15 protein-coding genes are annotated in these 12,601 nt (G+C 32.8%); 9 read left to right on the top strand and 6 right to left on the bottom strand.

Translation table 11 applies throughout. The features are described 5' to 3' along the window. Nucleotides 1-92 precede the first annotated feature (92 nt). The 7 genes from EAG11_RS12490 (at nucleotide 93) to EAG11_RS12460 (ending at nucleotide 5,268) form a co-directional block, all read left to right on the top strand. Entirely contained in the window at nucleotides 93-791 is a 699-nt protein-coding gene (locus EAG11_RS12490) for an aspartate/glutamate racemase family protein (protein ID WP_129539473.1), read from the top strand. Between the two features lie 11 nt (nucleotides 792-802). After that, nucleotides 803-1,348, top strand: a complete 546-nt coding sequence (locus EAG11_RS12485; protein WP_129539472.1) for an NADPH-dependent FMN reductase — start codon at nucleotides 803-805, stop codon at nucleotides 1,346-1,348. Nucleotides 1,349-1,361: 13 nt separating this feature from the next. Next, the gene (locus EAG11_RS12480; RefSeq protein WP_129539471.1) at nucleotides 1,362-1,712 is read left to right on the top strand and encodes a cupin domain-containing protein; all 351 of its coding nucleotides are present in this window, start codon (nucleotides 1,362-1,364) and stop codon (nucleotides 1,710-1,712) included. A gap of 30 nt (nucleotides 1,713-1,742) precedes the next feature. Next, nucleotides 1,743-2,615: a sugar phosphate isomerase/epimerase gene (locus EAG11_RS12475; RefSeq protein WP_129539470.1), complete on the top strand. Its 873-nt coding sequence runs from the start codon at nucleotides 1,743-1,745 to the stop codon at nucleotides 2,613-2,615. Between the two features lie 131 nt (nucleotides 2,616-2,746). Then, nucleotides 2,747-3,877, top strand: coding sequence for an MFS transporter (locus EAG11_RS12470; RefSeq protein WP_230728198.1), 1,131 nt, complete (start codon nucleotides 2,747-2,749; stop codon nucleotides 3,875-3,877). Nucleotides 3,878-3,938: 61 nt separating this feature from the next. Further along, on the top strand, nucleotides 3,939-4,871 hold the full coding sequence (locus EAG11_RS12465; RefSeq protein ID WP_129539468.1) for a peptidylprolyl isomerase: 933 nt from the start codon (nucleotides 3,939-3,941) through the stop codon (nucleotides 4,869-4,871). Nucleotides 4,872-4,965: 94 nt separating this feature from the next. Next, nucleotides 4,966-5,268, top strand: a complete 303-nt coding sequence (locus EAG11_RS12460) for a cytochrome c (protein ID WP_129539467.1) — start codon at nucleotides 4,966-4,968, stop codon at nucleotides 5,266-5,268. 110 nt (nucleotides 5,269-5,378) lie between these two features. Here EAG11_RS12460 and EAG11_RS12455 read toward each other — a convergent pair whose 3' ends face one another. From EAG11_RS12455 to EAG11_RS12445, 3 genes are all read right to left on the bottom strand, one after another. Then, a complete protein-coding gene (locus tag EAG11_RS12455) occupies nucleotides 5,379-5,777 on the bottom strand; it encodes a GreA/GreB family elongation factor (RefSeq protein WP_129539466.1) in 399 nt (132 codons plus the stop codon). Between the two features lie 395 nt (nucleotides 5,778-6,172). Next, a complete protein-coding gene (locus EAG11_RS12450) occupies nucleotides 6,173-6,727 on the bottom strand; it encodes a thioredoxin family protein (RefSeq protein WP_129539465.1) in 555 nt (184 codons plus the stop codon). Nucleotides 6,728-6,854: 127 nt separating this feature from the next. Further along, nucleotides 6,855-7,748, bottom strand: a complete 894-nt coding sequence (locus EAG11_RS12445; RefSeq protein WP_129539464.1) for an alpha/beta fold hydrolase — start codon at nucleotides 7,746-7,748, stop codon at nucleotides 6,855-6,857. A 137-nt stretch (nucleotides 7,749-7,885) separates the two neighbouring features. On the opposite strand from EAG11_RS12445, the gene EAG11_RS12440 reads away from it, so the two are divergent. Beyond that, entirely contained in the window at nucleotides 7,886-8,221 is a 336-nt protein-coding gene (locus tag EAG11_RS12440) for a tRNA-binding protein (RefSeq protein WP_129539463.1), read from the top strand. A 93-nt stretch (nucleotides 8,222-8,314) separates the two neighbouring features. Here the strand turns inward: EAG11_RS12440 and EAG11_RS12435 are convergent, their stop codons facing one another. The 3 genes from EAG11_RS12435 to EAG11_RS12425 all read right to left on the bottom strand — a co-directional run bounded on the left by EAG11_RS12435 (nucleotide 8,315) and on the right by EAG11_RS12425 (nucleotide 11,179). Then, nucleotides 8,315-8,866: an alpha/beta hydrolase gene (locus tag EAG11_RS12435; protein WP_129539462.1), complete on the bottom strand. Its 552-nt coding sequence runs from the start codon at nucleotides 8,864-8,866 to the stop codon at nucleotides 8,315-8,317. 87 nt (nucleotides 8,867-8,953) lie between these two features. After that, entirely contained in the window at nucleotides 8,954-9,331 is a 378-nt protein-coding gene (locus EAG11_RS12430) for a PUR family DNA/RNA-binding protein (RefSeq protein ID WP_129539461.1), read from the bottom strand. A gap of 69 nt (nucleotides 9,332-9,400) precedes the next feature. Further along, complete coding sequence (locus EAG11_RS12425; RefSeq protein ID WP_129539460.1) at nucleotides 9,401-11,179, bottom strand: ABC transporter ATP-binding protein; 1,779 nt, start codon at nucleotides 11,177-11,179, stop codon at nucleotides 9,401-9,403. A 203-nt stretch (nucleotides 11,180-11,382) separates the two neighbouring features. Between EAG11_RS12425 and EAG11_RS12420 the strand changes: the two genes are divergently transcribed. Next, nucleotides 11,383-12,489, top strand: a complete 1,107-nt coding sequence (locus EAG11_RS12420; RefSeq protein ID WP_129539459.1) for a Glu/Leu/Phe/Val dehydrogenase — start codon at nucleotides 11,383-11,385, stop codon at nucleotides 12,487-12,489. Nucleotides 12,490-12,601 lie beyond the last annotated feature (112 nt).

Below are 12,601 nucleotides of genomic sequence, written 5' to 3'. Positions count from 1 at the left end.
TTCAAACGATTTGAGTCACAGGCTTATTTTATAATCGTTTGAAACCGTTTTGCTTTGGCGTAAGCTTGAAATCAGTAAAAAAAAAACTAGTTATGAAAAAAATTGGGCTTGTTGGAGGTATTAGTTGGGTTTCGACAATAGACTATTATCGGTTTATAAATGAAGGAATAAATGAAAAATTAGGAGGACTTAATTTTGCAGAGTGTATTATCTACTCTTTGAATTTTGATGATTTTCAAAGAAATAATACAGCCAATAACTGGGATGTAACATTCGAATTGATAACTAATGCATGTAAAAGTTTAGAGAAAAGCGGAGCTGAAGCAATTGTTTTATGTGCCAATACAGCACATGCAGTGGTAGAAAGAGTCGAAAAAGAAATCTCACTGCCTATTATTCATGTTGCAACAGCTACAGCAAAAGAAATAAATAAAAAAGGATTGAAAAAAGTAGGTTTGTTGGGCACAAAATTTACTATGGAAATGGATTTTTATAAAGACAAACTTGCCGAACATAATATTGAGACAATTGTTCCTTTTCTTCAAGATGAGCGTGATTACATTCAGAAAACATTAAAAGAAGAATTAGGAAGAGGAATAATCAATGAGCAGACCAAAAGAGCTTATATTATGGTAATTAATAAATTGATAGAAAATGGTGCGGAAGGAATTATTCTTGGTTGTACCGAAATACCAATGATTATAAGTCAGAATGATGTTTCAGTTCCAGTGTTTGACACAACAAAAATCCATTCAGATGCAGCAGTAAAATTTGCTTTGTCACTAGATTAAAGAATTAAAAGATGGATGATAAAAAGAAAAAAATATTTGCTATATCCGGAAGTACAAGAAGGAATTCAAGTAATTTTAAAATTCTGAAATTTATTTCGGAGCATATTAATGACCAATTTGAAGTTGAGATATTTGAAGATTTAGAGAGCATTCCCCATTTTAATCCTGATTTGGATAATGAGAATCCTCCAGAGATTGTAACTGTTTTTAGAAATAAAATCGCTGCTGCAGCTGGAGTATTAATTTGTACGCCAGAATATGTTTTTAGTTTACCAGGTAGTTTAAAGAATGTATTAGAATGGTGTGTTTCGACAACTGTTTTCTCAAATAAAAAAGTAGGGTTAATAACGGCTTCTGCATCTGGAGAGAAGGGACAGGAACAATTAAGCTTGATTATGAGAACTATCGAAGCCAAGTTTGATAATGAAACCCAATTTTTAATCCAGGGGATTCGGGGAAAATTAGATTCAGATGGAAATATTACTGATGAAAATACATTGATAAGCCTTCTAGTATTTATTAAAAGTTTTGAAAAACAAGTAGGAGAGTTGAACTGAAAATATAAATATCATGCAAAGTTTCGGAACAAGTAAAAAATTCCTTTTTAATGATGAAATAGAATGGGAAGTGGTTGGAGAAGGCATCAAGCGCAAGATAATGGCATACGATGACAAGATTATGTTGGTTAATGTACATTTTGAAAAAGGAGGTGTTGGAGTTTTGCACGAACATTATCATTCGCAAGTTACATATCTAGCCAGTGGAAAATTTGAAGTAACAATAGATAATGAAACAAAAATATTAAAAGAAGGTGATAGCTTTTATATTCCGCCACATGCAATACATGGAGTAGTTTGTTTAGAAAGTGGACTTTTGACAGATGTTTTTAGTCCAATTCGAGAAGACTTTATGAAAGGTTAAAGAGTCACAATTCAAAAAAATATCTAACATATGGTGACAAGAAGAAACTTTATAATCAATACTAGTATGGCAACTGCCACAGTTTGTTTAATTCCATCATTTGCATTTTCTTCTAATAAAAAGACAATTGGATTACAGTTGTACACTTTAAGGGATGAATTGCCAAAAGATGTGAAAGGAACCCTAGAAAAGGTGGCGCAAGCTGGATATACTGAAGTTGAATTATATGGATTCTCTATTAAAGATCAATTTTGGGGATTGTCACCTCAAGAGTTAAAGCAATTGCTAGATACAAATGGATTGAGGGCAGTGAGTGGTCATTATGGATTAGGGACCTATTTGTTTGATGGAAATACTACAGAACTTGAAGCAGCAATAAAAGCGGCTAAAGTTTTAGAAAGTGAGTATATAACAGTTCCTTGGCTGGATGAAACGTTAAGAAAAAGTGACGATGATTATATAGAGATAGCTTTGTTACTAAACAAAGCTGGAGAAATCTGTAAAGAATCAGGATTAAAATTAGCTTATCATAATCATGATTTCGAGTTTAAGAAATATGGAGATACAACAGCTTATGAAATTCTATTGAAAGAGACTGATAGAGATTTAGTCTATTTTGAAATGGATTTATATTGGATGACGTATTCTAAAATTGACCCCATAGAAATGTTCAAGCAAAATCAGGGACGTTTTACGATGTGGCATGTAAAAGACATGGATAAAAATAATGAAGCTTTAAATGCAGAGATCGGTTCAGGAAGAATAGATTTTAAATCTATTTTCGCAGAAGCAAAAGGATCAGGGATGAAACATTTCTTCGTAGAGCAAGAAACTAATTATAAACCCAACGAAATTCAGTCAATAAAAACAAGTTATGAATTCATAGCAAAAGAACTAATCTAGGCTTCAGAATTACAGAAGCTTAAGCCTTGGTAGAATTGCTTTTGGGGAATTTTATGTTTTTTTTTAAGTTTTGTTAAAGATTAGAGTAGTATTTTTGCAAAATGAATTTATCCAAAACTAGTGTCATGTTTATGGCAGTTTGCACTGGACTTATAGTTGCAAACCTTTATTATTGTCAGCCTTTAATTGTTTTAATTGCCAATGAATTTAAAATCCCTGAAGCTGATGCGGGAACAATAACTTATCTTACTCAAGCAGGCTATGCCATCGGTCTTTTCTTTATGGTACCGCTTGGTGATAAAATAGAGCGTAAAAAACAAATTTTGATAACCACACTTGCAACAGTAGTTGCCTTGGTTATAGCGGCTACAGCCCAAAGTTTTTTAGTTTTAGAAATTGCATCGCTTCTTATCGGAATCACCTCCATAGTTCCTCAGTTAATTTTGCCTTTGGCAGCTTCTTTAAGTGAACCTAGCCAGCGAGGTAAAGTTGTGGGAACGATTATGAGTGGTTTGCTTGTCGGAATTTTATTATCTAGAACTTTAAGTGGAATTATAGGTGATCTTTGGGGTTGGCGATCTATGTTCTGGATTGCAGCTGGAATATGTTTACTAATGTTTTTTGTTATGCAAAGACAATTCCCATACAATAAACCAGTGTTTCATGGTTCATACGGACAATTATTGCAATCGCTTTTTACACTTATAAAAACACAACCTTTATTACGAGAAGCAACAATAATCAATGCATTTTGTTTTGCACAGTTTGGGGCTTTCTGGACAACAATGGTATTGTTGTTATCAGACGCTCCGTTTCATTTTAGCAGTTCAACGATAGGTCTTTTTGGTATTGTTGGAGCATCGGGCGCTTTGGCAGCTCCATTAGTCGGAAGATTAGGAGATAAAGGAAACTCAAGAATAGCTGTAGGATATGGTTGTTTATTGATGTTAATTAGTTTTATTATTTTTTACTTTTCAGGAAGTAGCATTGTAGGAATCATTATAGGAATAGTTTGTATCGATATAGGAATTCAAGGAGTTCATATTTCTAACCAAACCAGAGTTTATTCGTTATTGCCAGAAGCTAGAAATAGATTAAATACAGTATTTATGTCGTTTAGCTTTTTAGGAACAGCGGCAGGTTCAGCTTACGGATTGTTTTTGTGGAAATTAGGAGGATGGCATGCTGTAGCTATAGGATGTGCTGTTTTAGCATTATTGGCATTAACGGTTTATGGATTAACATATAAATCTAAAAAATAGAAAGGATAAACGAATATCAAATTAATTCGTAAATTTGCTCATCAAATAAAAAAAATATAAAATGGAAAACGGAATATACGCTAAATTCAACACTAGTAAAGGTTCGATTTTAGTAAAATTAGCTCACGATTTAACACCTGGAACAGTTGGTAACTTCGTAGGTTTAGCTGAAGGAAATTTAGAAAATAAGAGTAAACCACAAGGAAATAAGTTTTACGATGGATTAAAATTTCACAGAGTAATTCCTGATTTCATGATTCAAGGTGGTTGTCCACAAGGAACTGGAACTGGTGGCCCTGGATATAAATTTGATGATGAATTTCACCCAAGTTTAAAACATGATCGTCCAGGAGTTTTGGCAATGGCAAATTCAGGACCTGGAACTAATGGTTCTCAATTTTATATTACTCACGTTCCAACAAGCTGGTTAGACGGAAAACATACTGTTTTTGGTCACGTAGTAGAAGGACAGGATATTGTTGATGCAATTGCTCAAGGAGATGAATTAACTAGTGTTGAAATTGTAAGAGTAGGAGAAGAAGCTGAAAAATGGAATGCTATCGAAGCTTTTATTGCTTTTAAAGGAGAACGTAACAAACGTGATGCTGCTATGAAAGCAGAAGCAGAAGCTGCAATAGAAAAATTGGCAGCAGGTTTTGAAAAAACGGAAAGTGGTTTACGTTACCAATTTATCCAAAGAGGTGATGGTAAAAAAGCTGAAAACGGAAAAACAGTTGCAGTTCACTACGAAGGTTCATTAGATAACGGTAAGGTGTTTGATTCTTCTTACCCAAGAAAAAAACCAATCGAATTTAGATTAGGTCAAGGTCAGGTTATCGAAGGTTGGGATGAAGGAATTGCTTTATTGAAAGTTGGAGATAAAGCACGTTTTGTAATTCCATCTCACTTAGGATACGGTCCATCTGGAGCAGGAGGAGTTATTCCACCAAACGCAAATTTAATTTTCGACGTAGAATTAATGGATGTTAAATAATAAAAAATAAGCAAAATTATATTTTGCAGTATTTGAATCCCAAAATGAGAGTTTTGGGATTTTTTTTATATTTACACGAAAAAAAACTAAAAGAATGAAATCAAGAATCCTAACCATAGCAGCATTAGCAGTGATTGTTTTTTCGTGTGCAGTTAAAAAAGAAACTGTAAAAGTTGTAGAAACTACAGAGCCAGTTAAAACAGCAGATGTTACTCCAACAGTAGCTGGAGGGCAAAATTTATATGATAATAATTGTGGCAAATGCCATAAATTATTTAAAGCAACAGATTTTTCGAAAGAAGACTGGAAACCTATCTTGGTACGTATGCAAAAGAAAGCACATCTCGATGATGCACAAATGGCTTCGATTTCAGATTATATTACTTCACAGTTGTAAAAGCATTTATATAATCAGTATTATAAAACTATTCGGTGAGATATCTGGATAGTTTTTTTGTTTTGAATCAGACATAAAAAAACACCTTCACAAGTGAGGTGTTTAAAAAATTATTGATTGCTTACAGGTAGTACGTTAGATACAGCAATTATTTTTAAAGTTTTTATTCCAGCAGGTAATTCCCAATCTACTTCGTCATTTTCTTTAAAGCCAATTATAGCAACACTTAAAGGAGCTAGAATAGAAATTCTTCCTTCTTTTACGTCAGCATTTGAAGGTAAGACAATTTGAATTTTCATTTGCTTTTTAGCCTTAACATCTTCAATGGTAACGTGCGAATTGATTCTTACGATTGATTCGTCTAAGGTATCTCCTTTGCTAATAATAGCTCGGTCTAATTCTTGAGCAAGTTGACCAGCTTCTTTAGAGTTTGTTGAGTTTTTACTCTTTAAAATTAATTCCCTTAAGAGTTGATAATCTGTTGTACAGAAAGTGGGTGTTGGTTTCATATCTATTGTGTGTTTTTATTTGAATGAGATTTTTGTTTTAGGCAATCTCAAAATCCTTGTATTTGTTTTTAAATTAAAATACAGATTAATGTTTATTTGTAAATGCGAAATTTATGAAATTGTAAAATGCGTAGAAATTTTAATGCAAAGAAAGAAGTCTTTGTAAATAGAATAAAATAACTAAATTTTAAAATGTAATCCTCCGCCTGAAAGAAGAAATTGAAATAGACGGAGGCCTAATTAACGAAGGCCTTGGTGTGCGAATTTAATACAACGACACGTGGTTTTCTTGTAAAAGAAAACAACAACGAAATAACCGTCAATTGTATAATGCTCAACATGAGATGATTTATTATGATTTGCAAAGTTAATCAAACTTATTTAATGATTAGCTTTTATTTCCATTTAATATTACAACCCATACTTGGTTTCTGTGGATTTTTAATATTTCGGTTGTAAATTAAGGAATCTATAGCGTTTCTTAAATCGCTTCCGCTAAGAGTAATTCCGTTTCCAGGTCTTGAATCATCCAGCTGTCCGCGATAAAATAATTTATCCTGATTGTCAAATAAGTAAAAGTCAGGTGTACATGCTGCATCATAAGCTTTGGCTACTTCCTGGCTTTCATCATATAGATATGGAAAATCTATTTTATGTGTAAAGGCAAATTCGGTCATTAGTTCGGGACCATCCTCAGGGTATTTAGTCACATCATTACTGGAAATGGCTACAATGCCAATTCCTTGTACACGATAATCGTTGGCAATCATAACAATTTCTTCTATTACATGCAGTACATACGGACAATGATTGCATATAAACATAACAAGAGTTCCTTTAGAACCTTTTATGTCGCTATAAGAATATTCAAAATTAGAATTAGTATCTTTTAGTTTAAATTGTGGAGCCAAAGTACCAAGAGGTAACATGTTTGAAAGAGTCTTAGCCATTTTTATAGAAAAATTAATTATTCAAATTTAGCTTTAAAAATCTGCATAAGAGACTATAAGTGTAAAAAAAATACCCCAAGAAGCTTTTATTTAAAAGGAAATAGTGCTTGGGGTATTTATAAGTGATCTATGAATTTAAAAAATTTAGTAAATCTGAATTTAGCCTGTCTCTTTCAGTATAAAATAATCCATGTGGTTCGCCCTCATAAATGATATAAGTATTGTTCTGAATTGATTCAGCAGCTTTTTTTGAAGTAAGGTCAATTGGAACTATTTTGTCAGCATCACCATGAATAATTAAGGTTGGCACATTTATGCTATCAAGTTCATCTCTAAAATCAGTTGTCGAAAATGATTCTGCACATTTTAATGTAGCACGAGGAGAAGCAAATGTGCATAACATTTTATAATACTCCAATAACGAAGTACTTAATGGACGGTTGATGATTGTAACTCCAAAAAAAGTTTTTCCGAAATTATCTAAAAATTCTATTCTATCCTCTTTAATAGCGGTTGCAGTAGCTTCACTTTTCTCTTTTGGATGGCCATCAGGGTTGTCATCAGTTTTTAATAAAAAGGGAATAATCGAAGAAATTAGAGCGACTTTGGTAACTCTTTTTCCGCCATGACGGCTAAAGTAGCGCACTACTTCACCACCGCCCATCGAGAAACCTACGAGAGTAGCGTCTTCTAGCTCTAATTGCTCTATAATTTCGTTTAGATCATCGGTTAAACTATCGTAATCATATCCGTCCCAAGGTTGAGAAGATTTACCAAATCCGCGACGGTCATAGGCAATTACTCTATAATTATTTTGAACAAGGAAGTCTATTTGGTATTCCCACATTTCATTAGAAAGTGGCCAGCCATGGATAAGAATAACAGGTTTTCCTTGACCATAATCTTTTACATACAGCTTTACATTTGGGGCAGTTTCTATATATTTGTCTGTAGATGGTTGAGTTAAGTTAAACTGTGAATCTCTTAGAGATTCGCTAGGGTTAGTTTGAATATTTTCCATTTTTATATTTTTAAAATTAGAGCTGATTATTAGATTTTTGTAAAAGTAAAAGCTATAAAAAAAATATACGTTATAGAATTAGTCGTAATCCTTACAATATTAATAGATTGCGGAATAATAATTTAGTAAAATAAAACATGGATTTAACTTGGTCAGAATTTGAAAGAGTAGAAATGAGAGTGGGAACAATCATGCAAGTGGATGATTTTCCAGAGGCTCGTAAACCGGCTTATCAGCTTACAATTGATTTTGGAACAGAGATCGGAATTCGTAAATCATCGGCGCAAATTACCAAACGATATTCAAAAGAAGATTTAATAGCTAGACAAATCGTGGGTGTGGTTAATTTTCCTAGAAAACAAATAGGGAAATTTATGAGCGAATGTTTAGTAATTGGAGCAGTAGGAGAGGATGGAGATGTTGTTTTGTTAGCACCGGATTTTAAAATCGAAAACGGGTTAAGAATAGGTTAATTAGTTTACAGTCGCCGTTTCGGTTTGCGATAACTCAAGCTGAGATTGTAGACCTAGAGTGTAAACTGAGACTGAGTACTGCGGCTAAAATTTTTATCTTAAGTCAATTTTCACAATTAATTGTTCTAATATTAATTGACCTTCTTCCCAGTATTTTAAATCTGAATCGGAGTTGATGTGTCCTTTTCTTCCAACATTTACAAAGTCACTGCCCCACATCTTAGCGAAATATTCTTTTCTTTCAAAGGATGCATAAGGATCATTTTCACTGGCTACAACTATAGAGGGAAATGGTAATTTGATAATTGGCATAGGAGAAAAATTCCGTATGCATTCAGGAGTGTGTTGAGGGGAGTCTACATCGGCAGGAGCAACAAGTAATGCACCTACAATATGAGGATTATTATTCGTTTTTGCCCAATGCATAACAAGAGAAACGGCTAGGCTATGGGCAACTAAGATAGTTGGTTTGTCAAGTTTAGAAATTTCTTCGTTTAGTCTTTTAATCCATTCCTCACGGATAGGTTCGTCCCAATTGTCGTGAACTAAACGAATTGAGTTTTTGAATTTATTATGCCAATAAGTTTGCCAGTGTTTATCACCAGAATTTCCTAAGCCAGGTAATATTAATAAATTTACTTCCATTGTTGGAATTTTTGAAATTTAAGAGATATAAAAAAAGCCCAAAAATTGACTAGATTTTGGACTTTCTACTTCTTAACAGTAAATTGATTAGATGTCATCAAAATCAATATCTGTAAAACTCGACCTATGTGATAATACTGGTTCTTCTTTGTCAGAACTGTATTCTTTCTTGAAATCTTTCTGATGTCTTTCAGAGATTACTTCCTCTCCTTTGTGGTTTAAAACATAAGAAGTCATTTCTCCTAAAATTTCTGCAAAAGCACTAAAATCTTCTTTGTACAAGTAAATTTTATGTTTCTTAAAATGGAACGATCCATCTTCTTCTGTGAATTTCTTGCTTTCGGTAATCGTGATATAGTAATCGTCTGCTTTTGTAGCTCTTACATCAAAGAAATAGGTCCTTCTTCCTGCTCGTAGTACTTTAGAAAAAATCTCTTCTTTTTCTAACATGTCATTTTCTCTCATAATCCGTTCTATCGATTTTTTTATTTAATAGCAATCAAAAATCATAAAAATTTATTTATTATACAACAATTAAAGTGATTCTTTTTCGGAAAGTTGTTTTAAATATAATGCTGAATAATACCCTTCTTGATTTATCAATTGATTATGAGAACCTTGTTGGATGATTTTTCCTTCTTCAAGTATAATAATTCGATCAGCGTTTTTGGCAGATGACACTCGATGGCTAACAATTATGGTAGTTTTGTCTTTGCAAATTTCAAATAAGTTGTTTAAAATGGTTTCTTCAGTCTCAGTATCTACAGCAGATAAACAGTCATCGAAAAGTAAAATAGCAGGATTTTTTATGATTGCTCTGGCAATAGAAACACGCTGTTTTTGTCCGCCAGAAAGAGTGATTCCTCTTTCGCCTAAGATAGTGTCGTACTGCTTGTTAAAGTTAATAATGTTGTCATGAACAACAGCGTTTTTTGCAGCTTCGATAACTTCTTCATCAGTTGCATTTTGATTACCAAACTTAATATTGTTTTTAATGCTGTCAGAAAATAAAAAAGCATCTTGAGGTACAATACCAATATTGTTACGTAAATCGTTGAGGTTTAATTTACTTATTTCAATTCCATCTATGGTAATTTGTCCTTGTGAGACATCGTACAAGCGAGATATCAAAGATAATATAGTTGATTTTCCAGAACCAGTTTTACCTAAAATAGCCAAAGTTTCACCTTTTTTTACTGTAAAAGTAACATCATTAAGAGCGGTTATATTGGTGTCTTCATAAGTATAGGTTACATTCTCAAAAGAAATTGTCCCTTCGATAGTAGAGTGGTTTGGATTATTGTTTTTAATTTCAGGTTCAATTTTTAAGAACTCATTAAGTCTTTTTTGAGATGCTTCGGCTTCTTGTACCATTGAAGAAACCCATCCAAGTGAAGCAACTGGCCACGTAAGCATATTTACATATAAAATGAACTCAGCTATTGTTCCAAGACTTTTAATACTTCCGTTAATGTACATTACACCACCAAAATAAATTACTACAAGGTTGCTTATTCCGATTAAAGCAATCATCAGTGGGCCAAATAAAGATTGTACTTTAGCAAGATTCAAACTTTTACTTTTGCTTTCATTTGCTAGATCAATCATATTATTCTGATGTTGATTTTCTAATGAATAGGCTTTTATAACTCGGATTCCTGAAAAAATTTCTTGTGTGAAGCTCGATACTTTTGATAAATATTGCTGAAAAACAGTGCTTCGTTTATTTATTTCGGTGCTTAATTTAAAAATGCAATAGGATAATATAGGTAATGGTAATATAGTATATAAAGTTAAAAGCGGCGAAACGCTATACATGTATATGATTACGATTGCAAAGCGGATAAAAGTATTGATGGTGTACATTACTGCTGGGCCTACATACATTCGAACCTTAGAAACGTCTTCGCTAATACGATTCATTAAATCACCTGTACGATTTTGTTTGTAAAAGTTTTGAGAGAGTCTTTCGTATTGCTGAAAAACCTCATTTTTTAAGTCAAATTCAATGTGACGAGACATTACAATTAAGGTTTGGCGCATTAAAAAAGTAAGGAACCCGGCAACGATTGTTGTGGCGATAATTAATAAAACATTGTGTATTAGTCCTTCTCTGTAAAAAGATAAAACTGCCTCTGATGCTTTCTGGGATTCAGGGAGTTTGTCAAACGTTTCAATAGCACTTAATGACTTACTTATTAGTTTAGGAGTAAATAGCGAGAATATTTGTGCGATTATTGTGATAAAAATCCCTAAGGAAAAACTATATTTATATTTAATAAAATATTTGTTTAAATAACGTAATTCTTTCATTTTTTTAAGATATTCTGTGTTGAAATGATTTTGTTTTATTGGAAAACATCTGTTTTGGATAATTTTCAATGTGCTTATTAAAGACTGTTCAATTGTTGGATTGCTATTTTTTAATTAAAAAAATGATGTATGTATATTTTTTGTATAAATTTGAAATGTCTTTTTGACAAATTCATAATTTTAACTAACAAAAATTATTTGCTATGAATGCAGCTTTTGCAACTGGAAAGGAACTTCAAAAAATGGATCCCGTTTTTGGTCAACTATCGTTTGATGATCACGAACAAATTGTATTTTGTAATGACAAAGATACAGGTTTAAAAGCAATTATTGGTATTCATAATTCAGTTATGGGGCCTGCTTTGGGAGGGACAAGGATGTTTAATTATGCAAACGAATGGGAAGCATTAAACGATGTTTTACGTCTTTCTAGAGGTATGACATATAAATCTGCTATCACAGGATTGAATATTGGTGGAGGTAAAGCCGTTATTATTGGAGATGCCAAAACTCAAAAAACACCTGAATTGATGCGTAAGTTTGGAGAATTTGTACATTCTTTAAGCGGAAGATATATTACTGCTGAAGATGTTGGAATGGAAACTAAGGATATGGACATTGTAAGAGATGTTACTCCTTATGTTACAGGGATTTCTGAAGAAAGAGGGGGGTCTGGTAATCCATCTCCAGTTACTGCTTACGGTGTGTTTTTAGGAATGAAAGCGGCTGTAAAACAACAATTTGGATCAGATAATTTAGATGGTAAAAAAGTATTAGTACAAGGAATTGGTCACGTAGGTGAAGCTTTGGTTGAGTATTTAACTAAAGAAGGTGCAATAGTTACTATTACAGATATCAACGAAGAAAGATTATATGAAGTAGCTAAAAAATATGGTGCTACTATTTTTGCAGGTGATGATTTGTACAGTGCAGATGTTGATGTTTATGCGCCTTGCGCAATGGGAGCAGTGTTAAATGATGCGACTGTAAGTAAGATAAAAGCTAAGGTTATTGCTGGTGCAGCTAATAATCAATTGGCAAACGAAAATGTTCATGGTGCTATATTGCAAGAAAGAGGGATTTTATATGCTCCGGATTTCTTGATTAATGCAGGTGGAATCATTAATGTTTATGCAGAATTAGAGCATTATGGTAAAGCGGAAATCATGCGTAAGACTGAAAATATCTACAATACTACGCTTGAGATTTTTGATTTTGCTGTTAAAAACGGTATGACTACACATCATGCAGCTTTAACGATTGCTCAAAATCGTATCGATTTAAGAAGAATCGAGAATAGTAAAAAGTAAAAAACGAGCTTGATTTTGTCTCAGTTTTCTATCTCAGCTCTTAAGTGTTTGTTGAGATTGAGAACTGAGATTTTTTTATGCATAAAAAGCAATGATTATAAGCTTGAAATTA

The sequence above is a fragment of the Flavobacterium sp. 140616W15 genome (assembly GCF_003668995.1).
GTDB lineage: Bacteria > Bacteroidota > Bacteroidia > Flavobacteriales > Flavobacteriaceae > Flavobacterium.
Note: the sequence above shows the minus strand (reverse complement) of the source record. Positions and strands in the feature narration are given on the sequence as shown.

Coding starts and splice junctions, on each gene's coding strand:
- EAG11_RS12490 (WP_129539473.1), top strand. CDS start 93: ATGAAAAAAATTGGGCTTGTTGGAGGTATTAGTTGGGTTTCGACAATA.
- EAG11_RS12485 (WP_129539472.1), top strand. CDS start 803: ATGGATGATAAAAAGAAAAAAATATTTGCTATATCCGGAAGTACAAGA.
- EAG11_RS12480 (WP_129539471.1), top strand. CDS start 1,362: ATGCAAAGTTTCGGAACAAGTAAAAAATTCCTTTTTAATGATGAAATA.
- EAG11_RS12475 (WP_129539470.1), top strand. CDS start 1,743: ATGGTGACAAGAAGAAACTTTATAATCAATACTAGTATGGCAACTGCC.
- EAG11_RS12470 (WP_230728198.1), top strand. CDS start 2,747: ATGGCAGTTTGCACTGGACTTATAGTTGCAAACCTTTATTATTGTCAG.
- EAG11_RS12465 (WP_129539468.1), top strand. CDS start 3,939: ATGGAAAACGGAATATACGCTAAATTCAACACTAGTAAAGGTTCGATT.
- EAG11_RS12460 (WP_129539467.1), top strand. CDS start 4,966: ATGAAATCAAGAATCCTAACCATAGCAGCATTAGCAGTGATTGTTTTT.
- EAG11_RS12455 (WP_129539466.1), bottom strand. CDS start 5,777: ATGAAACCAACACCCACTTTCTGTACAACAGATTATCAACTCTTAAGG.
- EAG11_RS12450 (WP_129539465.1), bottom strand. CDS start 6,727: ATGGCTAAGACTCTTTCAAACATGTTACCTCTTGGTACTTTGGCTCCA.
- EAG11_RS12445 (WP_129539464.1), bottom strand. CDS start 7,748: ATGGAAAATATTCAAACTAACCCTAGCGAATCTCTAAGAGATTCACAG.
- EAG11_RS12440 (WP_129539463.1), top strand. CDS start 7,886: ATGGATTTAACTTGGTCAGAATTTGAAAGAGTAGAAATGAGAGTGGGA.
- EAG11_RS12435 (WP_129539462.1), bottom strand. CDS start 8,866: ATGGAAGTAAATTTATTAATATTACCTGGCTTAGGAAATTCTGGTGAT.
- EAG11_RS12430 (WP_129539461.1), bottom strand. CDS start 9,331: ATGAGAGAAAATGACATGTTAGAAAAAGAAGAGATTTTTTCTAAAGTA.
- EAG11_RS12425 (WP_129539460.1), bottom strand. CDS start 11,179: ATGAAAGAATTACGTTATTTAAACAAATATTTTATTAAATATAAATAT.
- EAG11_RS12420 (WP_129539459.1), top strand. CDS start 11,383: ATGAATGCAGCTTTTGCAACTGGAAAGGAACTTCAAAAAATGGATCCC.